Source organism: Comamonas faecalis (genome assembly GCF_039538025.1).
Taxonomy (GTDB): Bacteria; Pseudomonadota; Gammaproteobacteria; order Burkholderiales; family Burkholderiaceae_C; genus Comamonas_C; species Comamonas_C faecalis.
Genome location: NZ_BAABBP010000008.1, coordinates 40,361 through 59,759, shown reverse-complemented (window position 1 = coordinate 59,759; position 19,399 = coordinate 40,361). Strand labels below are relative to the sequence as shown.

At 67.3% G+C, this 19,399-nt stretch carries 15 protein-coding genes; 14 read left to right on the top strand and 1 reads right to left on the bottom strand.

From position 1 onward, the window contains the following. Nucleotides 1–194 precede the first annotated feature (194 nt). On the top strand, nucleotides 195–2,192 hold the full coding sequence (locus tag ABD767_RS06140) for a DUF3363 domain-containing protein (protein ID WP_344868778.1): 1,998 nt from the start codon (nucleotides 195–197) through the stop codon (nucleotides 2,190–2,192). Nucleotides 2,193–2,222: 30 nt separating this feature from the next. On the opposite strand, the gene ABD767_RS06135 is transcribed toward ABD767_RS06140, so the two are convergent. Beyond that, entirely contained in the window at nucleotides 2,223–3,200 is a 978-nt protein-coding gene (locus ABD767_RS06135; RefSeq protein WP_091571709.1) for a helix-turn-helix transcriptional regulator, read from the bottom strand. A gap of 184 nt (nucleotides 3,201–3,384) precedes the next feature. Between ABD767_RS06135 and ABD767_RS06130 the strand changes: the two genes are divergently transcribed. The 13 genes from ABD767_RS06130 to trbJ all read left to right on the top strand — a co-directional run bounded on the left by ABD767_RS06130 (nucleotide 3,385) and on the right by trbJ (nucleotide 19,395). Next, on the top strand, nucleotides 3,385–5,613 hold the full coding sequence (locus ABD767_RS06130) for a TonB-dependent receptor (protein ID WP_139182758.1): 2,229 nt from the start codon (nucleotides 3,385–3,387) through the stop codon (nucleotides 5,611–5,613). Beyond that, nucleotides 5,613–6,872 carry an MFS transporter gene (locus ABD767_RS06125; RefSeq protein ID WP_245704073.1) on the top strand — a complete coding sequence of 420 codons (1,260 nt, stop codon included), beginning with the start codon at nucleotides 5,613–5,615 and terminating at the stop codon, nucleotides 6,870–6,872. The genes ABD767_RS06130 and ABD767_RS06125 overlap by 1 nt, the downstream gene beginning before the upstream one ends. After that, a complete protein-coding gene (locus ABD767_RS06120; protein ID WP_091571714.1) occupies nucleotides 6,869–8,662 on the top strand; it encodes an ABC transporter ATP-binding protein in 1,794 nt (597 codons plus the stop codon). The genes ABD767_RS06125 and ABD767_RS06120 overlap by 4 nt, the downstream gene beginning before the upstream one ends. Continuing rightward, on the top strand, nucleotides 8,659–10,413 hold the full coding sequence (locus ABD767_RS06115) for an ABC transporter ATP-binding protein (protein WP_344868775.1): 1,755 nt from the start codon (nucleotides 8,659–8,661) through the stop codon (nucleotides 10,411–10,413). Before ABD767_RS06120 ends, ABD767_RS06115 begins: the two co-directional genes overlap by 4 nt. 118 nt (nucleotides 10,414–10,531) lie before the next feature. Continuing rightward, nucleotides 10,532–11,425: a LysR family transcriptional regulator gene (locus tag ABD767_RS06110; protein WP_091571721.1), complete on the top strand. Its 894-nt coding sequence runs from the start codon at nucleotides 10,532–10,534 to the stop codon at nucleotides 11,423–11,425. A gap of 75 nt (nucleotides 11,426–11,500) precedes the next feature. Then, nucleotides 11,501–11,767 (top strand): EexN family lipoprotein, encoded by a 267-nt coding sequence (locus ABD767_RS06105; RefSeq protein WP_091571724.1) that lies wholly within the window; start codon nucleotides 11,501–11,503, stop codon nucleotides 11,765–11,767. 220 nt (nucleotides 11,768–11,987) lie between these two features. Beyond that, the gene (locus tag ABD767_RS06100) at nucleotides 11,988–13,997 is read left to right on the top strand and encodes a conjugal transfer protein TraG (protein ID WP_091571726.1); all 2,010 of its coding nucleotides are present in this window, start codon (nucleotides 11,988–11,990) and stop codon (nucleotides 13,995–13,997) included. Beyond that, a complete protein-coding gene (locus tag ABD767_RS06095; RefSeq protein WP_091571728.1) occupies nucleotides 13,994–14,452 on the top strand; it encodes a ribbon-helix-helix protein, CopG family in 459 nt (152 codons plus the stop codon). The genes ABD767_RS06100 and ABD767_RS06095 overlap by 4 nt, the downstream gene beginning before the upstream one ends. Continuing rightward, complete coding sequence (trbB, locus tag ABD767_RS06090) at nucleotides 14,449–15,534, top strand: P-type conjugative transfer ATPase TrbB (protein WP_091571731.1); 1,086 nt, start codon at nucleotides 14,449–14,451, stop codon at nucleotides 15,532–15,534. Before ABD767_RS06095 ends, trbB begins: the two co-directional genes overlap by 4 nt. Beyond that, nucleotides 15,531–15,908, top strand: coding sequence for a TrbC/VirB2 family type IV secretion system protein (locus ABD767_RS06085; protein ID WP_091571734.1), 378 nt, complete (start codon nucleotides 15,531–15,533; stop codon nucleotides 15,906–15,908). Before trbB ends, ABD767_RS06085 begins: the two co-directional genes overlap by 4 nt. Beyond that, nucleotides 15,905–16,189: a VirB3 family type IV secretion system protein gene (locus tag ABD767_RS06080; protein WP_091571736.1), complete on the top strand. Its 285-nt coding sequence runs from the start codon at nucleotides 15,905–15,907 to the stop codon at nucleotides 16,187–16,189. Before ABD767_RS06085 ends, ABD767_RS06080 begins: the two co-directional genes overlap by 4 nt. 12 nt (nucleotides 16,190–16,201) lie before the next feature. Further along, complete coding sequence (trbE, locus tag ABD767_RS06075; protein ID WP_344868765.1) at nucleotides 16,202–18,670, top strand: conjugal transfer protein TrbE; 2,469 nt, start codon at nucleotides 16,202–16,204, stop codon at nucleotides 18,668–18,670. Beyond that, entirely contained in the window at nucleotides 18,667–19,395 is a 729-nt protein-coding gene (gene trbJ / locus ABD767_RS06070; protein ID WP_091571004.1) for a P-type conjugative transfer protein TrbJ, read from the top strand. Before trbE ends, trbJ begins: the two co-directional genes overlap by 4 nt. Nucleotides 19,396–19,399: the final 4 nt, after the last annotated feature.

Genomic DNA, 19,399 nt, shown 5'->3' with positions numbered 1-19,399 from the left:
CGGGAGGCAGGGATGCAAGGCAAGATTGAAGGGTGCGGCACCACGGTGCGCACCAAGCCAGTCTGCACGTGGGTTTGCGGCGGCACGCGCCCGAGGGCGCCTTCGTGCCGCCAGTGGCGCCAAGGCCTTGGCGCCATTGACCCATCCGCGTGCCGCCTTCGCCGGGGTGCGACGGGCTTGTCTGGGGCTGTGTCATGAGCCAGCGCGCTTCATCGGATGGGGATGACGGTTTCCGCCCACGGCCCGGCAAGCCCAAGCAGCGTGGCGACACCTTCATTGCGAAGGTGCTGCGCCAGACCAGCAAGGCGGCTGGCGCCACGGGTCGCCGGCGCGGTGCGGGTGGCAAAACCAGCGGCAAGGTCCCCGGCTCGCGCCTGGGGCGCGGCCACGTGGCGGCACGCTTCACCGGCCAGTCGCTGACCGCCCAGTCACGCCGGGCCACGGTGAAGGTGCGGCTGGTGTACCTGCAACAGGCCAGCGGCCGGTCCACCGTCCAGCACCTGCGCTACATCGAGCGCGAAGGCGTGGACCGCCAGGGCGGGCCGGGCCACGCCTACGGGCCTGCTACCGATGCGGCGGACACCGCTGCCTTCGAGGAAGGCGGCCGGGGCGACCGCCACCAGTTCCGCTTCATCGTCTCGCCCGAGGACTCGGAGCAGCTCGAAGACCTGCGCACCTACACCCGCCACCTGATGGCCCGCATTGAGGCCGACCTGGGCACCCGGCTGGACTGGGTGGCGGTGGACCACTGGAACACCGACAACCCGCACACCCACGTCGTGCTGCGCGGCACGGACGACACCGGCAAGGACCTCATCATCTCGCAGGCCTACATCACGCGCGGCGTGCGCGAGCGGGCGATGGAGCTGGCGACCGAATGGCTGGGGCCGCGCACCGAGCTGGAGATCCAGCGCACCCTGGCCCGCGAGGTGGAGCAGGAGCGCTGGACCAGCCTGGACCGCACCCTACAGCGCGAGGCCGTCGATGGCCTGGTGCGCACCGACCGCTTCAGCGCCCCTGCGTTGCAAGGCCAGCGCCTGCTGCTGGTCGGGCGCTTGCAGCGGCTGCAGCGCATGGGCCTGGCCACCGAAACCCAGCCCGGCACCTGGGCCGTGCATGCCGAGGCCGAACCCACGCTGCGAGCCATGGGCGAGCGCGGCGACATCATCCGCACCCTGCAGCGGGCCATGGGCGGCAAGCAGCGCGAGCTGGCCGTGTTCCAGCCCGGCCAGGAGAGCCGTGGAAGCGGCCACGCCATCATCGGCCGCGTGGCCGGCAAGGGGCTGGCAGATGATCTGTACGACCGGGGCTATCTCGTCGTCGATGGTATGGACGGCAAGGCGCATTACGTGGCCCTGCCGCCCAGGACCGAACTGGCGCAGTACCCGGTGGGTGCGGTGGTCGAGGTCAGGGGCTCCGCCGAGGTGCGCGCGGCAGACAGGAACATCGCTGCGCTCGCAAGCAATGGCCTGTACCGCACCGACTACCACCTGGCGATGGCGCGGGGGCAGGCAGAGGCCGGGCGCGACCCCCAGGAGGTCGTTGCCAGCCACGCCCGCCGACTCGAAGCCCTGCGTCGTGCCGGCATCGTGGAGCGCGTGGCCGAGGGGCTGTGGAAGGTGCCGGCCGACTTGCCCGAACGCGGGCGCCAATACGATGCGCAGCGCCAGGGCGGCGTGGCCGTGGAGTTGAAATCGCACCAGCCCATCGAGAGGCAGGCCCGGGTGATCGGGGCCACCTGGCTCGACCAGCAGTTGATCGGCGGTGGGCAGGGCCTGGGCGACATGGGCTTTGGCAGAGAGGTCAAGGGCGCGCTGCAGCAGCGCGCCGACTTCCTGGCCGAACAGGGGCTGGCCGAGCGGCGCGGCCAGCGGGTGATCCTGGCGCGCAACCTGCTGGCAACCCTGCGCAGCCGGGAACTGGCGCAGGCCTCGAAGGACATTGCCGCCGAAACGGGCCTGGAGCATCGGCCCGCAGCCGACGGCCAGCGCGTGGCTGGCATCTACCGGCGCAGCGTGCTGCTCGCCAGTGGGCGCTTCGCCATGCTCGATGACGGCAAGGGCTTCAGCCTGGTGCCGTGGAGGCCCGTCATCGAGCAGCGGCTGGGCCAGCAACTTGCCGCCACGGTACGCGGCGGCGGCGTTTCCTGGGAGCTGGGCAGGCAGCGCAGCCCGTCTATTGGCTGGTTATGAACGGCTGTGCAACCTACAGGCGCTGACGACCTATCCGTCACGACCGGGATCTCGTGTCGATCCAGATGATCCTGACGTGCAAAGCCTGACTTCGCTAGGCAGTATGGCGAATTGCCTGCGAAAAGCCTCAGCAAAGTGACTCATGTTGGTATAGCCCAACTCAGCAGCCACGACGCTGACAGAAACTTGTCCCTGTAACAGCCGCAGCCGGGCAGCGTTCATGCGCTCCACCTGGAACAGCCCGTGAGGGCTGTTGCCAAACAAGCGGCGAAATCCACGGGTCAACGAAGGCTCGCTCATGCTCGCTACCCGAGCCAGTTCGGCGAGTGCCGGCGCCTGACTAAGATCAGACAAAAGCCGGTCGCGTGCCCGCATGAGCCTTCTATCGCTCGCCTTGCTTGAGTCTGGCTCAGTGTCTGAGCCCCGCGACTCCAGGAACAGACCAATCAGGGACATCGCCTGCCCCTGGAACCACAGCGAATGACGCAAGGATGCATGGGATGCGTCCATCTCTGCCAACATCCGGTTGAGCCACTGTGCCGTGGCCAACAACTCTCCACCGCGGTGCCAGGAAGCGTATCCGCCCCTGGCGAGCAGGTTGCGCAGCTCGCTGTCTGGCTGGCCCATCCACGTCAGGAACACATCGGGGCGCACCATCACCGACAGGTTTTCCAGCGCACCTTGCTGCCGGTAGATCCCACGTCGTCCTGGGCTGTAGCTGATGCGCCCGGCTTTGTCCTCGATCCTGTGATGCACGCCGTCCTCGAACAGGCAGTCCGCTTGTCCTGCAAGATTGCAGTTAAAGCTAAAACTGATGCGCTCGCTGTCGTCGTACAGCGGAAGTTCTACGGGTTGCTCGAAATGTCCAGCCCAACGGACGATCTCCACACCATCCTGTAGCGGCAGCTTGCAGACTTTGCCGCAACGCCCCTGACCCAACGCCATCTCCGGCACGTTGGTGACAAGTTGCGAAACCAGAATGTCTGATGTGCCTATGGCGCTGGACATGGGAATAAATGATCGGATGGGGGTATTGATTGATCGGTTCGGGATGGCTAACGCGAATAAGAATCGTTACTGTATGCCATATCTAGATGTAACTCCACTTCTTCGCCGGCACGACGGCGTTTTCCCTGATCGAAATGGGCGGAGTCACGTTAAGTACGCCCGTCGTCGCATCTGAATTCAGCTCTTGAAATCCCTTGCTGCGGCGATCCCAGAGATCCTCACCGAAGGAAACCTCATGCCGCTCAAAGCCGAATCGCTTGCTTTCCCGCCCACCACAACTCAACTGCCAAACGCATTCCGCCCCATCATACTGTGCAGTTTGTTGGCGCTCTCCCACGGCCTCCATGCAGCGCCGAATGACGAGGCCAGGGCTGCCGGGGACACGTCGTCGGCCAAAGAAGACACAGTACAACTGGCTCCCGTTGTCATAAGTGGACGGAAATCTGATCTCGACGAGCCCAAGACACAACCCTATGGAACCACGACGGTCAGTGCCGAAGACCTGACCACGCAGCGGCTGGAAAGCGTCGAGCAGGTGCTGCGCGCTACTCCGGGTGTCAGTGTCAATTCATCGAGCGGCATTGTGGACAACAACGTCTACATCCGTGGCGTCGGTTCGCTCTACCAGAGCAGCAGCGACGACCTGAGTTTCGGCTTGTCCATAGACGGTGTGCAGGTGCCCTCCCGATATCTGTCGCTGGGCACACTCGATGCGCAGGGCATCAGCATCCTCAAAGGCCCCCAAGGCACGCGCACTTCCGCCAGTGGCGCCGCCGGCTTGATCGATGTACGAACCCAGCGGCCAACCTCGCGACTGGATGGCTACGTGCGCGCCGAAATCGGGCAGGACGGTAAGAATCTTGAGGAGGCCGCGATCAGCGGCCCTTTGACGGACAAGTTCAGCGGCCGCATCGCGATCCGGCACGCGGGCGAAGACCTCTGGGTGAAGAACAGCCAGACCGGCGGCCCGGCCAGCAAGCCGGACGATCTGGCCTTCCGCGCCAGCCTCCTGGGAGAAATCACCCCGCGCACCTTCATTGAACTGAACGCATCGCAGCAGCGCATCAAGGAGTCGCCCAACCTGCTGGTACTGCGCCCTTATGGCGGTTCACCACAGATCGACCTGCCTGCTGATGTCTATCGCGTCAACGACCAGAAGCTGGGCCTGTATTCGCTGCGTGTGAGCCATGACACCGATGCCAGCAGCCTCAGTGCGACAACCGGCTACACGACGACGGATTTCACCCGGGTGCTGGCCTACGACCAGAGCCTCTACCAGGCACTGTACGGCGTGCCGGGCTCCTACTGGCAGACCTATCAGGGCAGCGAGCACGTCTTCAGCCAGGATCTGCGCTGGGCCTCGCTCCAGGGAGCGCCAGTGGCCTGGAACCTTGGCGCGTACTTCTCGAACGGAAAGCGGTCGAACAACACGCTGAATCAGGCGCCGGCCAGGGGGAACATGTACGCCCGCGACTACGCCACCCGCCGATACGCGGTCTACGGCAACGTGACCTATCCGCTGACCGACGTGCTCAAGCTCGACACGGGCCTGCGCCACGACTGGTCGCGGCGGACCTACGATGCGCTCTACAACGGTTGGGGCGGGCCATCGATCGACCAGCGCCGCCTGGACGACGACTACACCACCGGACGCATCGGCCTGAGTTATGACTGGACGCAGCAGACCATGGTGTATGCGTCCTTGTCTCGTGGCCACAATCCGGCCTCGTTCCAGGATTTCGCCGGGCAGGTGGCCGACAGTGCGCCGTACAAGGCCGCCAAGGTCGATGCGCTGGAACTGGGGGTCAAATCGGCCACGGACGATCAACGCTTCGAGTTCAACGCGGCGGTGTTCTACAACAACGTCAAGGACAACCAGACGCTGGTCTACGACAGCGCGACCTACGTGAGCAACGTGGTCAATCTCGACACCCGCAGCAAGGGCGTCGAAGTCGGTGGCAAGTGGCGTGTGGACAGCAGCCTGAGCCTTACAGCTGGCCTGGCCTACACGGATGCGACGATAGCCAGCGCACTCAACACCTCGGTCGGCCGCATCGACAGTGGCAACCGCATGCCGGACGTGGCCAAATGGTCGGCGGCGCTGGGCGCGCAGTACCGCAAGTCGCTGCCGGGTTTCCTGGGCCTGTCCTCACCGGTCCTGAACGCCCAGGCGAACTATGTCTACATGGGACGCCGGGCAGCGGACCCGCAGAATCATTTCGACCTTGGCAGCTACGGCAAGCTGGATGTGCGCATCGGGATTCAGCAAGGGCGCGGTGAGTTTTACCTCTGGGCCGACAACGTGCTGGACAAGCAATACGACCTGTACGGCTACTGGGCCTCACCCACGGCCACCTATGGCGCGCCCTCGCGCGGGCGCATCGTCGGCGTCGGTTTCCGTTACCAACTGTGATGGCGAACGGCATCGTGACAGCAGCACCGATGACAACCGCGCCAACCGGCATCGCCAAAGCGACCTGGTGGCTGCTGGCCAGCCTCTACACCACGCAGTCGGTGGCGCTGATGTTCTTCATGGGCGCCTTCGTCGCCATCCTGCTGGAACAAGGCGCATCGATGGAGCGGGTCAGTCTGGTCTATGCGGTGGGCATGGTCTGGCCCTTCAAGTTGCTGTGGGCGCCCTTCATCGACCGCTTCCGCCTGGGCTGGCTCGGCCACTACCGTGGCTGGTTGATCCTGATGCAGTCCGGCCTGGTCATCACACTGGTCGCCCTGGCCGGACTGGACGTGGTCCGGGATTTCGAGGCCATCTATGCAGGGTGCCTGCTGATCGCCTTGCTCTCTGCCACGCAGGATATCGCGGTCGATGGCCTGGCCTGCCGTGTGCTGCCCCCCGCCCGGCGCGGCCTTGGCAACGGGCTGCAGATCGCAGGCGGGCTGATGGGCAACCTGGTCGGCGCCGGCGCGGTGCTCGTTGCCTACCGGTACGTGGGCTGGCACGGCAGCATGATGATCCTGGCGGCGGTCACCGCCGTATCGCTCGTGCAGTTGGTCTTTTACCGCGAGCCCCGCTGGCCTGCCGTGCAGGCCCGGACGCGGGACTTCGTGCTGCGCCTGTGGACCTTCTGGCGCCAGCCTGGCTGGCCGCGCTGGCTGCTGCTGGTGCTGTTCTACACGGTCAGCAGCAGCCTGGCCTATGCCCTGGTGATACCGTTGCTGATGGCGCGCGGCTGGTCACTGGATCGCGTGGGCTGGGTGGTCAACGTGTTCGGTTCGGTCCTCGGTTGCGCAGCGGCGATGGGGAGCGGCTGGGCACTGTACCGACTGGGGCGTCGGCGGGCGCTGGTCTGGGCGGCCGTGTTGCAGGTGCTCGGTGTGCTGGCGATCGCTCTGTTGCTGCGTGAAGAGCTGAGCGACGGCATCGCGATGGCTGCGGTCGGCGTGTACTTCCTCGGCTACAACCCGGCCGCCGTGGTACTGGCCACGCTGATGATGGACCACGTCTCGCGGGACAGCCCGGCCACCGACTACACCGTCCAGTACAGCCTGAACCAGTTCTTCGCGCTGGGCATGATTACGGCCGGCGCGGCGCTGGCGGTTCCGATGGGCTACGGCGGCGTGTTGGCATTGGCGGCGGCCGTGGCCGTGCTGGCGGCAGGGCTGGCCGGCATCTATCGCGAGCCCTTGCACATGGCGGCTGGAGGTGACGCATGAAGGCCGCATCCCTGGCTCCCCTCACGCAGCCCCAGAGCTTCTGGGGTTTGGCGCTGCGCGGTGCTCACACGCTCGGATGGGCCTGTGCCACCGCCATCCTGTCGGCGGCTCTCAGCGTGGCACCCTTCTGGTTCCTCTATCGCATCGCCATCGAGCTGTTCGCCCCTCGACCCGATCTGAGCGAAGTGCGCCGTCTGGCCGCCTGGGCGCTGGCGCTACTGGCACTGCGCTGGGCATTGATGGCCGTCAGCCACGTTCTGGCGCACAAGGGTGCGTTCGCCGTGCAGCACCGCTTGCGGGTGGGCATGGCACGCCGCCTGAACGAGGTACCGCTGTCCTTCTTCGCCGGACGTGGCAGCGGCCACCTGCGGCGCACGTTGACCGACGACGTGAACAACCTGGAAGGCTTCCTGGCCCATATGCTGCCCGATGCCATCGCCTCTGCCGCCGTCCCGCTGGCCGCGATGGCTTTGCTCTTCGCAGCGGACTGGCGTCTGGCGCTCGCCTCATTGCTGCCGCTGCCGCTGGCACTGGTCGCGCAGCACGTGCTGATGCGCCGAGCGGCCGGGCGCATGCGGGAGTGGAGCGAACTGCAAAAGCGCATCGCCGATCAGGTGGGTGAATACGTGCGCGGCATCACCGTGGTCAAGGCTTATGGCCGCGACGCGCGCTCCTTCGGCGAACTGTCGGGCGCGGTGCGCGGTGCCGTAGGCTGGGTCGAGGACTACGCACGTGACAGTTCAGCCGGCTGGGTGCTGTTCACCGGCCTGCTGTCGGCCAATCTGGTGATCGTCGCGCCGCTGGGTGCCTGGCTGCATGTGCAAGGGACGCTGGATCTGCCGACCTACGTGCTCTTTCTGCTGGTGGCACCGGCCGTGCTGCTGCCGCTGCTGCGCCTGACCTTTGCCCTGGGCGAGCAGTTGCAGCGTGCCGAGTCGCTGGCGCGGATCAACGACGTGCTGGGGACCCCCGCGCTGACTCAGCCGGCACAGCCAACGATCCCCGACGGTAGGCTGGACCTGGACTTTGCCGATGTGCGCCACCGCTACGGCAGCCGCCTGGCGCTCGATGGCGTGAGCTTGCGTGCTGAAGCCGGCTGCCTGACCGCACTGGTCGGTACCAGCGGTTCCGGCAAAAGCACGCTGGCGCGGCTGGTGGCCCGGCTGTATGAGGCCGAATCGGGGCATGTGCGAGTGGGCGGCATGGACGTGCGTGACTGGCCGCTGGATGCGCTGCTGGCGCGCATCGGCATCGTCTTCCAGGAGGTGTTCCTGTTCCATGGCTCGGTGGCCGAAAACCTCCGGCTGGCCCGTCCGGACGCCAGCGATGCCGAGTTGCAAGCCGCCGCGCGCGCGGCCCGCGCGCACGACTTCATCCAGGCCCTGCCGCTGGGCTACGACACACCGCTGGGCGAGCGCGGCGCGGGCCTCTCGGGCGGCGAGCGGCAGCGCCTGTCGATTGCCCGCGCCTTGCTCAAGGACGCGCCCATCCTGCTGCTGGACGAGGCCACCGCCAGCGTGGATGCCGAGAACGAAGCCCTGATCCAGCAGGCGCTGGACACGCTGTGCCAGGGCCGCACCGTGCTGATGATCGCCCATAGGCTGCGCACCGTGATGCATGCCGACCGCATCATCGTGCTCGACGCCGGACGTGTGGCTGGCCAAGGCCGGCACGACGAACTGCTGCGCGACTGCCCGGCCTACCAGCGCCTGTGGCGCGACCACGAGTCGGCGCGAGACTGGTCCCTGGCCGCCGACGGACGGCGTGACGCAGAAGAGGCCGCGCCATGATCCGCGACCTGCTGTTCGCCGGTCACCGGCTTTCAGGTCAAGGCGACACCCGGCTGCGGCGCGGCATCGCCCTGGCAGTGCTGGAAGGCGTGGCCGGCGCCGCCATGTACCTGCCCTTGATTCTGCTGCTGCAAGAGGTGGCGGCAGGCACGGTCACGCCGCTGCGCATTTCGACCTGTGCGCTGGCGATGCTGGCCTGCATGCTGCTGCGCATCATGGCCGGGCACATCGGCATGCCGATGCTGTTCGCTGGTGCCTACGCCATGATGGGCGAAGCCCGCCTGCGCGTCGCCGATCACCTGCGGCACGTGCCGATGGGCTGGTTCACCCGCCAGCGCAGCGGCGACCTGAGCGCGCGCCTCACCTCCGACCTGGAACTGATCGAACACCTGTGGTCGCACTTCCTGGGCAGCTTCGTCAGCGGGCTGGCGATGCCGCTGGCCCTGATGCTGTTTCTGGCCTGGGTGGACTGGCGACTGGTGTTGGTCGTGCTGGCCGGGTTGCCTCTGGCATGGATCGCCCTGGCCTGGACGCAGCACGTCGTCGCGCGGCCGGGCGAACGCCTGATCGCAGCCAGCGCCGCTGCGCAATCTGCCCTGTTGGAGTACGTGCAGGGCATCGCAGTGATCCGCAGCTTCGGCCGCTTTGGCGAGGCTTGGCGCCACCTGGTGGCGGTGCTGGACGAGCAGCATGCCGCTCTGGTGGCGGTGGAAGCCAAACCCACGCCCTGGCTGGTGTCCTACGGCTTCCTGCTGGAAGCGGGCTACATCGGTCTGGTGTTCGCTGGCGTCTGGTGGCTGGCTGACGACACGCTGACACCGCTGACGCTGGTTGCCTTCCTGGTCGTAGCGGTGCCGGTGTACCGACAGTTGTCCGAGGTCGGTCTGGCGACCATGATGTTGCGCTTCTCCCGGCGCGCGCTGCGGCGCATCGAGGCCCTGCTGGCTGTACCCCTGCTGCCGGAACCGGACGCAGGGAAGGCACGGTCGCCTGTCGACCACGACATCGTGTTCGACGGCGTGCGCTTCGCCTACGACGGGGGAGACGGCGCCGTGCTGGACGGCGTGAGCTGCACCATCCCGGCCCGAGGGCTGACGGCCGTGGTCGGCCCCAGCGGCGCGGGCAAAACGACGCTGGTGAACCTCATCGCCCGCCTGTGGGACGTGCAGGAAGGTTCCATCCGCCTGGGTGGCGTGGACCTGCGCGAGATCGGCACCGGCGAACTGCACCGGCATGTGGCCCTGGTGTTTCAGGACGTGGTGCTGTTCTCCGGTACCGTGCTGGACAACCTGCGCCTCGGTCGGCCCGAGGCCTGCCGCGAAGAGGTCACTGCCGCCGCCAGGCGGGCGCAGGCGCATGACTTCATCGAAGCACTGCCGCAAGGGTACGCCACGGTGCTGGACGAAGGCGGCGCGTCGTTGTCGGGGGGCGAGCGCCAGCGCATATCCATCGCCCGCGCGCTGCTCAAGGATGCCCCCATCCTGCTGCTCGACGAGGCCACCGCCAGCGTCGATCCGTCGGCCGAGGCAGAGATCCAGCGCGCCATCGCCGAGCTGGCGCGTGGTCGCACCGTGGTGGTCATTGCGCACCGGCTCAAAAACGTGCGCCACGCTGATCACATCCTGGTGATGGAGCACGGACGCCTGGTGGAACAAGGACGGCATGACGACTTGTTGTTGCAGGGCGGCCTCTATGCGCATCTGTGGTCACGGCAACAGGTTGCGCAGGGCTGGCGCGTTGGGACGATGTAGAAGCGGAGCACATGGCCAATCTGATCAGCCACATGGTCCGCCCTGCCTATTGGTGACAGGTGGTGAACGATGAGAAGTCGAGCGTTCACGGATCGAGCGTAGTGTTGGGAGGCGTGCCATGGACTTGCGGCATCTGCGTTGCTTCATGGCAGTGGCCGAGGAGTTGCACTTCGCCCGTGCGGCTGAGCGGCTGCACATGGAGCAATCGCCCCTGTCACGGGCGATCAAGGAGCTGGAAGAAGAACTGGGCACCTTGCTCTTCGTGCGCACCAGCCGCAGCACGCGGCTGACGCGGGCTGGCAAGCTGCTGCAGGAGCACGCGCCGCGCGTGTTCCTGGCGCTGGAGCAGGCGCGCGACAGCGTGAAGGCGGCGGCCAATGGTTTTCATGGGCAGTTGCGCATCGCGCTGTCGGACCGGATCACGCCCTCGCGCCTGCCCGCGCTGTTGGCGCGGTGCCGCGAGGAAGACCCGGAGATCGAGATCCGCCTGTTCGAGGTGACGCTGGCCCAGCAGATCAAGGGCCTGCACGACGACCTGTATGACGCGGGCTTCTCCATGTCCGACGAGGTGGGCGAAGGCCTCATCGTCGAGCCGACCTGGGAGGACGAGCTGATGGTGGCGGTGCCCGCGCGCCACCCCGTGCTGGCCTACAAGCGCGTTCCGCTGGACGAGGTGCTGCGCTATCCGCTGGTGCTGGGAGACCCCAATGCCTGCGAGGGCCACGTGCGGCAGGTGGATCGCATCCTGCGCAAGCACGACAAGGAGCCCTTGATCGTGCAGCGCGTGGCGACCTTCGAGGTCATGATGACGCTGGTGTCCGCCGGTTTGGCCCTGGGGCTGGCGGGTGCCGCACACATCGCGTCCACGCGCGAGCCCAACGTGGTCGCACGCCCCCTGGCCGGGCGGCCCCCGATGCTCACCACCTACCTGCTGCGCCCGGATGCGGAGCCTTCGCAGGCCTTGGCCCGCTTCATCGAGCGGCTGGAGTCCCTGGGGCCGGGCAATGCATAGCGCGTGGCGTTCCCAACCCGTACATCCCCTCACGCACTACCGTACCACTGCACCACACCTTGGAGGACGCAAGCCATGAAGCCTTTCCAACCCATCGCGCTGCTGTCCTTGCCGCTGGCGGTGCTGTTGGCCGCCTGTGGCCAGTCCGCCAGCAGCACGGAGACGGTGGAGTTCCTCGTCGGCAACCCCGAGCGCCTCAAGGAACTGCGCCAGCAGTGCAAGACCGACCGCGCCAAGCTGGGCGACGAGCTGTGCAACCGGGTGGCTGAAGCCACGCGGCGGCGCTTTGTCGGTGACGGCAAGGTGCCCTACACCCCACCCAAAGAGCAGCCCAAGTTCTGACGGACCCGGATCGTCTGCCGCCTGCAACAGCAGGCGCATGAATGTGCTCCACACGCCGCAACGCGCCTGCGCTTGCGGCGTTTTCGCTGGCCGCGCCAGTGCTGGAACCAATGCTTTTTGCGGCATCGACGTCCCGATAACGGTCTTTGACCGCAGCCTCCCACGGCACCGATCCTGAAGGGTGCGGCACGTTCCTGTGCCGTGAACGGAGGCTCAAGGCATGCAGGGAACGAACGTGCTGTTCGGTCAGATCGCCGTGGTGTTCGGCATCGTGATCGCCGGGGTGTGGGGCGCCACGCAGTGGACCGCCGCCGCCCTGGGCTACCAGCCACGCCTGGGCCTGCCCTGGTTCGATGTCTTCGGCACACCGATCTACCACCCGTGGCGGCTGTTCGAGTGGTGGTTCTTCTTCGACGCCTATGCGCCGCAGGTTTTCGACACGGGTGGCGCCATCGCGGGCGGGAGCAGCCTGGTGGCGGTGCTGGTGGCCATCGGCATGTCGATCTGGCGCTCTCGGCAGGCCAAGCTGGTCACGACCTACGGCACGGCGCGGTGGGCGAATGCGCAGGACGTGCGCCAGGCCGGGCTGACCCAGCCTGCAGGCGTGTTCCTTGGGCAGCACGACCAGCACTACCTGCGCCATGAAGGCCCGGAACACGTGCTGACCTTCGCGCCCACGCGCTCGGGCAAGGGCGTGGGCCTGGTGGTGCCGACGCTGCTGTCCTGGCCCGCGTCCGCCGTCATCCACGACATCAAGGGCGAGAACTGGCAGATCACCGCAGGCTGGCGCTCGCGCTTCTCGCACTGCCTGCTGTTCAACCCCACGGATGCGAAGTCGGCAGCCTACAACCCACTGCTGGAGGTGCGGCGCGGCGCGCATGAGGTGCGCGACGTGCAGAACATCGCCGACATCCTGGTCGATCCCGAAGGCGCGCTGGAGAAGCGCAACCATTGGGAGAAGACATCGCACGCACTGCTGGTGGGTGCCATCCTGCATGTGCTGTACGCGGGCGAGGACAAGACGCTGCGCGGCGTGGCCAACTTCCTCAGCGATCCGGCGTGCCCGTTCGAGCTGACGCTGCACCGGATGATGACCACGGCCCATCTGGGCGATGGGCCTCATCCGGTCGTCGCCTCTGCGGCGCGCGAAGTGCTCAACAAGAGCGACAACGAACGCTCGGGTGTGCTGTCCACGGCCATGTCGTTCCTCGGCCTGTACCGCGATCCCACGGTGGCCGAAGTCACCTCGCGCTGCGACTGGCGCATCGCCGACCTGATCGCAGCAGAGCATCCGGTGTCGCTGTACCTGGTGGTCCCGCCCTCGGACATCAGCCGCACCAAGCCACTGATCCGGCTGATCCTCAACCAGATCGGTCGGCGCCTCACCGAATCGCTCGATGGCTCCGACGGCATCGCGCGCCGCCACAAACTGCTGCTGATGCTCGACGAGTTCCCGGCGCTGGGTCGCCTGGACTTCTTCGAGACGGCGTTGGCCTTCATGGCGGGCTACGGCATCCGTAGCTTCCTGATCGCGCAGTCGCTCAACCAGATCGACAAGGCCTACGGCCAGAACCATTCGATTCTGGACAACTGCCATGTGCGCGTGACCTTCGCCACCAACGACGAACGCACAGCCAAACGCATTTCCGAGACGCTGGGCACGGCGACCGAGCTGCGCGCGCAGCGCAACTACGCCGGCCACCGGCTTGCGCCGTGGCTGGGGCATTTGATGGTCTCGCGCCAGGAGACGGCGCGGCCGCTGCTGACGCCGGGCGAGGTGATGCAACTCCCACCCGATGAAGCGGTGGTGATGGTCTCCAGCGTGGCGCCGATCAGGGCCAAGAAGCTGCGCTACTACGCGGACGGCAACTTCAAGCGCAGGGTGCTGCCGCCGCCAGTGCTTGCGGCCGGGCAGTACGCCGATGCGCCGCCGTCGCGCCCGGACGACTGGAGCGGGCTGGCGATTCCTTCAACGCCTGCCGCGCCTGACGCAGCCGCTACGCCATCCGCCCATGACTTCGGCAGCGCCGACGACGGCGGCCCACGCCGCCAGCCCGAGCTGACGGAGACCGTCGCCTACGACCCCGCGCTGGCCGCGCCCGCGCCAGACCTCGGGTTGCTCGATGACGACGACGACACGCCGCTTCCCCTCCCTCGCCAGCTCGATCCCGCCATGCAGCGCACGGCCCGGCTGGCATCCCTCGACCCCAACGACGGAATCGACCTATGAGCCCTCATCGTTCCAGCTACCGCCTCAACCTGTTCATCCAGCACGAGCACGCCAGGCGCCTGGACGAACTGGCCGCCAAGAAAGGCGTGTCCAAGTCGTCCATCGTTGCCGCTGCCTTGGCGTCCTGGCTGTCGCCCGATGCCGGCGACCAGCGCGAGGCGGCCATCGCCAAACGCCTGGATCGCCTGTCGCGCCAGGCCGAGCGTCTGGAGCGCGACCAGAACATCCAGATCGAGACGCTGGCGCTGTTCATCCGCTACTTCCTCACGGTGAGCACGCCGGTGCCCGAAGCCCATCAGGACGCGGCACGCGCGCAGGGCAAGGCCCGTTTCGAGCAGTTCGTGGAGCAGTTGGGTCGCCACCTGCTGCGCGGGCGCAGCCTGGTGCGTGACGTGGTGGAGGAACTGCATCCTGATCCGTCCCGCGTGAGCGAGGAACAGGAGCGCAGCCCATGACCACTGTTCCTGCATCGTTCACCGCCACCTCCCTGGACCGGCGCATCCGCATGCTGCGCACGGCGATGGGGCCGTTGATCGCCGCCGTGCTGGAAGACCCCGACGTGGTGGAGATCATGCTCAACCCCGACCGCACACTCTGGATCGACCGGCTGTCATCGGGCCGCGCGCCGATGGGCGTGGAGCTGCCCGAGGCCGATGGCGAACGCATCATCCGCCTGGTGGCGGCCCACGTCGGTGCGGAGGTGCATCGCGGCCAGCCGCTGCTCACAGCCGAGTTGCCCGAGACGGGCGAGCGCTTCGAGGGCATCCTGCCGCCGGCCGCGCCCGGCCCGGCCTTCGCGCTGCGCAAGCGCGCCGTTGGCGTGATCCCGCTGGAGCGCTACGTCATCGACGGGATGATGACGGCCGACCAGGCGGGGTTTCTGGTGCGGGCCGTGCGCGAGCGCCAGAACATCCTGATCGCGGGCGGCACCAGCACGGGCAAGACCACCTTGGCCAACGCGCTGCTGGCCGAGATCGCCGCCACGGGCGACCGTGTGCTGGTGCTCGAAGACACGGTGGAGCTGCAATGCGCCGCGCGCGACCACGTGCCACTGCGCACGCGCGCGGGCGTGGTGTCCATGACCGAGCTGGTGCGCTCCTCCATGCGCCTGCGGCCGGACCGCGTGGTGGTGGGCGAGGTGCGCGGCCCCGAGGCGCTGGATCTCATCAAGGTCTGGGGCACGGGCCACCCCGGCGGCATCGCCACGATCCACGCCGGCACCGCACTGGGCGCGCTGCTGCGCCTGGAACAACTGATTCTCGAAGTGGCAGTGAACCCGCCGCGTGCGCTGATCGCCGAGGCGGTCAACGTGGTGATCCACATCGGCGGGCGCGGGCGCAAACGCCGCATCGAGAGCATCGCCCGCGTCGTCGGCTTCGACGGCGCGGGCTACCGATTGGCGGATGGCCTGGCGAACGCAATGGACGCGCTGGACGCGCCATTGCCCGAGCTGCCGCCGATTCCCGACGCCGCACCCGGTGCGGCGCCTTCCTCGTCCCTGTCCCCATCCCTCAATCCCTCTGGAGAACTGCCATGACGCACGTTGATGCTTTCCGTATTTCTGTACATCCGGTTTTCAGCCCGGCCAGGCTGCGCAGCCTGGCGCGCCCTGCGGCGCAAGGGCTGTTGTTGTCTGCGCTGATGCTCTTGCTGGCCGGTACGGCGCAGGCCGCTGGTTCCGCGATGCCGTGGGAAGGCCCGCTGCAGTCCATCCTCGAATCCATTCAGGGGCCGGTGGCGCGCATCGTGGCGGTGATCATCATCATTGCGACCGGCCTGGCGCTCGCGTTCGGCGACACGTCGGGCGGTTTCCGCAAGCTGATCCAGATCGTGTTCGGCCTGTCCATCGCGTTTGCCGCGTCGAGCTTCTTCCTGTCGTTCTTCAGCTTCTCGGGCGGGGCGGTCGTATGAGCAGCCCGGATGCCTTCGCGGCCGGGTTCGCCAATGGGTTCGAGATTCCGCTGCACCGCTCGCTGACCGAGCCGATCCTGATGGGCGGCGCGCCGCGCACCGTGGCGATTGCCAACGGCACGCTGGCCGCCGCCGTGGGGCTGGGCCTGCAACTGTGGATTCCCGGCGTGGTGCTCTGGATCGTCGGCCACTCGCTGGCGGTGTGGGGTGCGCGTGTCGATCCGCAGTTCATGCAGGTCTTTGCGCGGCACATCAAGCACCGACCGCTGCTGGACGTGTGAGGGGACGCGAAGATGCTGAACCTCGCCGAATACCGCCAGCGGCCCGCGCTGCTGGCCGACTGGCTGCCCTGGGCCGGGTTGGTGGCACCGGGCGTGGTGCTGAACAAGGATGGTTCGTTCCAGCGCACGGCGCGGTTTCGGGGGCCGGACCTGGACAGCGCGACGCAGGGCGAGCTGATCGCCACGTCGGCACGGCTCAACAACGCGCTGCGCCGGTTGGGGTCGGGATGGGCAGTGTTCGTGGAGGCCGAACGCCGTGCGGCCGCCGACTACCCGCATTCGGACTTTCCGGAACCCCTGTCCTGGCTGGTGGACGAGGAGCGCCGGGCCGCCTTCGAGGACTCGGGCCACCACTTCGAGAGTGGCTACCACCTGACGCTGGTGTTCCTGCCGCCCGAAGAATCCCACGCCCGCGCGGCCGGGATGCTGTACGAGAACCGCCCCACCGAAGGCGTGGACTGGCGCGAGCGCCTGGCGGCCTTCGTCGCGGAAACGGATCGCGTCTTCGACCTGCTCGACGGCGTGATGCCGGAGATCGCCTGGCTGGACGACAGCCAGACCTTGACGTATCTGCACGCCACCATCTCGACGCGGCACTATCGCGTGGGCGTGCCCGAAGTGCCGTTCCATATCGACGCGCTGCTGACAGACTCCACCCTGGTCGGTGGTCTGGCGCCCATGCTGGGCGAGCAGCATTTGCGGGTGGTGTCGGTGCGGGGTTTCCCGACCTCGACCTGGACGGGGATTCTGGACGACCTCAACCGCCTGGGCTTTGCGTACCGCTGGAGTACGCGCTTTCTGTGCCTGGACAAAGCCGAGGCGGAACGGGAATTGGGGCGCCTGCGCCGCCAGTGGTTCGCCAAGCGCAAGAACGTCATCGCGCTGCTGCGCGAAACCATCTTCCAGCAGGAAAGCCCGCTGGTCGATACCGATGCGAACAACAAGGCGTCTGACGCGGACGCTGCTTTGCAGGAGCTGGGCAGTGATCAGGTCGCCTTCGGCTACCTCACCGCCACGGTGACGGTGCTCGATGCCGATCCGGCCGTGGCCGACGAGAAGCTGCGCAGGGTGGAGCGTGCCATCCAGGGCCGGGGCTTCGTCACCATCCCGGAAACGCTCAACGCCGTGGATGCCTGGCTGTCGTCCATTCCGGGCAATGCCTACGCCAACGTGCGCCAGCCCATCGTCTCGACGCTGAACCTGGCGCACATGATGCCGGTGTCGGCCGTGTGGGCCGGGCCAGAGAAGAACGAGCACCTGGGCGGCCCGCCGTTGATCGTCACGCGCACCGATGGCGCCACGCCGTTCCGGCTGGTGACGCACATCGGCGACGTGGGCCATACGCTGGTGGCCGGGCCGACCGGCATGGGCAAGTCGGTGCTGCTGGCCACGCTGGCGATGCAGTTCCGACGCTATCGCGGCTCGCGCATCTTCGCCTTCGACATGGGTCGCTCGATGCGCGCCACGATCCTTGGGCTGGGCGGCGAGCACTACGACCTGGGCACGGATGGAGAGATTGCCTTCCAGCCACTGGCGCGCATCGACCGCAAGGGCTACCGCACCTGGGCGGCCGAATGGATCGAAGGCCGCCTGCTGCACGAAGGCGTGGCGGTTGGCCCCGAAGAGAAGGCGGCCATCTGGTCGGCACTGGGGAGCCTGGCCGGTGCGCCGGTGGAGCAGCGCACGATGACGGGGCTTTCCGTGCTGCTGCAGTCGAACACGCTGCGCCAGGCGCTGTCGCCCTATGTGCTGGGCGGTGCGCACGGCAAGCTGCTGGATGCGGATTCGGATCGCCTGGGTTCCGGTGCGGTGCAGTGCTTCGAGATGGAGGAACTGATGCACAGCAAGGCCGCCGTCATGGCCGTGCTGCAGTACCTCTTCGCGTGCTTCGATGAACGCTTCGACGGTGCGCCCACGCTGCTGATCCTGGATGAAGCCTGGCTGTTTCTCGATGACCCGGTGTTCGCCGCGCGCATCCGCCAGTGGCTCAAGACGCTGCGCAAGAAGAACGTGTCGGTGATCTTCGCCACGCAGTCGCTCGCGGACATCAAGGATTCGAGCATTGCGCCCGCGATCGTCGAAAGCTGCGCCAGCCGCATCTTCCTGCCGAACCCGCAGGCGACCGAGCCGCAGGTTCGAGCCATCTACGAGGGCTTCGGGCTCAACAGCCGACAGATCGAGATCGCGGCCACGGCCGTTCCGAAGCGCGACTACTACTACCAGTCGCGCCTGGGCAACCGCCTGTTCGATCTCGACCTGGGGCCAGCCGCGCTGGCCTTCGTGGGCGCCTCCACGCCGCAGGACCAGCGCGACATGGATCGCGTGCTGCTGGACGCCGGCGTGCCCGGCTTCGCAGGCGCCTGGTTGCGCCATCGCGGCCTCGATTGGGCGGCCGATCTGCTGGCGTCGTTTCCTGGCCTCGCGCCATCCCCTGCGTCCCGTCCATCCCATCCATCCCATCCACAGGAGAACCAACCATGAAGAAGCGTCTCGTTGCCGCCGCCGTCGCGGCCCTGCTGTGCACCGTGCCCACCGCCCATGCCCAATGGGTGGTGGTCGATCCCACGAACCTCGTGCAGAACGCGCTGACCGCGATCCGCACACTGGAGCAGATCAACAACCAGATCCGCCAGCTCCAGAACGAAGCCCAGATGCTGGTGAACCAGGCGCGCAACCTGGCCAGCCTGCCGTTCAGCGTGGTGAACCGGCTGCGCAACAACCTGGCGACCACGCAGCGGCTGATCGCCCAGGCCAGGGGGCTGGCCTACGAGGTGGCGAACCTGGATCGGGAGTTCCTGCGCCTGTACCCCGAGCAGTACGCTGCCTCCGTCAGCGGCGCCCAGATGGTGCGCGACGCGCAGGAGCGCTGGCGCAACACCTTGAACAGCCTGCAGACCACCATGCAGATGCAGGCCCAGGTCTCGCAGAACCTGGGCGAGGACGAAGGCGTGCTGGCCGACCTGGTGGGCCAGAGCCAGTCGGCGCAAGGCGCGCTGCAGGCCATGCAGGCGACGAACCAGTTGCTGGCCCTGCAGGCCAAGCAGTCCATCCAGACGCAGCGGCTGCAGATCACGCAGGACCGGGCCGCTTCGCTGGAGCTGGCGCGCCAGGCGGCGGCCACGGAACGCGGGCGCGAGGTGCGGCGGCGCTTCGTGGGCGAAGGCACGCCCTACACACCGCATGCCGTCGACTTCTACGGCAACTGACGGG